Annotated in this window: 2 protein-coding genes; both read left to right on the top strand. The window is 31.4% G+C overall.

The features are described 5' to 3' along the window. The coding region (locus tag AACQ14_RS23425) for a condensation domain-containing protein (protein WP_339365970.1) at positions 1 to 1,600 on the top strand (1,600 nt) is incomplete at its 5' end. A 56-nt stretch (positions 1,601 to 1,656) separates the two neighbouring features. Then, a partial coding sequence (locus tag AACQ14_RS23420) for an AMP-binding protein (RefSeq protein ID WP_339365969.1) occupies positions 1,657 to 2,099 on the top strand: 443 nt, incomplete at its 3' end.

Raw genomic sequence — 2,099 nt, 5'->3', positions numbered from 1 at the left:
TGTAGCCTATAGAGATGAGATAGAATTGAAACTGGCAGAAATCTGGAGTGAGATACTAGAGACAGACAACTTTGACAGGGATGATAATTTCCTTGCCATAGGAGGTCACTCATTGAAGGTAATGACTATGATTTCTATGATATATGATTCTTTTGAAGTTGAATTACCATTGGAAGTTGTATTCAATAATGCGGTTATCAGCAAAATAGCTGATTACATAAGAAATAATAACAAAATAAAGATTGATAAAATAGTAAATATAGGACAAAAAGAATACTATGAATTATCACCAGCCCAACGAAGAATTGTCTACATAGAGAAATATGAAGATGTAAAAACAACTTACCATTTAACTAATAAATTCATGCTTAATGGAGTAGTTGACGAAGAAAGATTGAATGATGCATTTATGAAATTAATCAAAAGACATGAATCCTTAAGAACATCTTTTGAACTTCACGATGATGGATTCGTACAGGTCATAAATGATGATATTGATTTTAGATTAAATGTCATTTCATGTAGAGAAGAAGAAGTAGATGAATATATTTCTAACTTCATTCAACCATATAATTTAGAAAAAGCGCCATTGTTCCGTGGAGCACTAATAAAATTCAATGAAGAAAAGAGTATGATAGTTCTCGATCTCCATCATACAATAGCAGATGGAAAATCAGTTAGAATCATTCTTCGTGATTTGCTGGCTCTATATAAAGATGAACCATTACCTGAATTAAAAGCTAGATATGTCGATTATACCCAGTGGTATAACAGATTAGTAGAAGGTAAACGAGAAAAACAAGAAGCGTACTGGCAAGATGTATTAAAAGACTATAACATTACCAAAGGTCTTATGAAAGACTTTGAAGTAAGTGGTGAGAGAGAATACAAAGGTGGAAAAATTACTGAGTATATATCAGAAAATCTATATAATGCTTTGAATAAGTTAGCTGTAGAAAATCATACCACAGCATTTATACTTCTTTTTGCTGCTTACAATGTTTTATACAGCAAATATACAGCAAAGGAAGATATTGTTATAGGTACACCTATTGAAGGAAGAGAAAATAATGAACTTAAGGATATGGTAGGTATGTTCATAAATTCTCTTGCCATAAGGAGTTACCCAGAAAAAGAAAAAAGTTTTTATGATTATCTAGCCGAGATGAAGGATGTAGTTATCGGTGCTTTTGATAATGATGAGTACCAAATCGACAATATACTTAATGAATTATCAAAGGATAATGAGGTTATAGACAATAATATTTTTGATGTTACATTTGCTATGCAGTATATTGATACATTATCTGAAGATATTGCAGGGGTAGAGGTAGATTACTTGAATGAAAACAACGTCATGGAGTTTGAGAATCTAAGAGTCATAGTTTATAGCTATCAAAACACACTAATTTTATCGCTTGTTTATTCAAAAGATTTGTTCAGAGATGAGACAATAAGTCAGATGATGAGAGATTATCTCAAGATATTAGAAACAATAACAGATAATCCTTATATCAAGATCAAAGATATAAATCTTACTAATGAAGTGCTCAATGATATCAGTAACGAAGAAGAATTAGATGTAGGCTTCAGTTTTTAAGCAATTAAGCTATTGACAGGTAGTTATGCAGTATATAAATGAGGATGGTGGAAATTATGTTTAACACGATACAGGATAAATTACTTGAAGCATTAAAAAAATATAATAACAAAACAGCAGCAGAATATAATGAGCAGAAAGTAACCTATGAAGAGATTGATCATAGGTCAGAAACTATAAAAAATGTACTTGTTGCAAAAGGAATCCCACAAAAAACACCAGTAGGGATACTTCTTGACAATAAAGTAGAAATGATAACAGCCATGATAGGAATATTAAAAGCAGGTTGCATATTTGTTCCTCTTGATGAAAACTATCAAAATACCAGATTGAAAATCATGTCAGAGTGTGCAGAACTAAAATATATCATTACAGACAAAAAAAGTGAAGAAAGAGCAGAGATGATACTCTCCCAAAAAGAGGGAATCATAATAGTGTCTCATAACGAGGACAAGCAGTGTGACTGCGAACACATTACTTATGACCCAAAAGACCCTAT

The sequence above is a fragment of the Vallitalea maricola genome (assembly GCF_036985595.1).
GTDB classification, from domain to species: domain Bacteria; phylum Bacillota; class Clostridia; order Lachnospirales; family Vallitaleaceae; genus Vallitalea; species Vallitalea maricola.
This window is presented reverse-complemented; position numbering and strand designations above follow the sequence as displayed.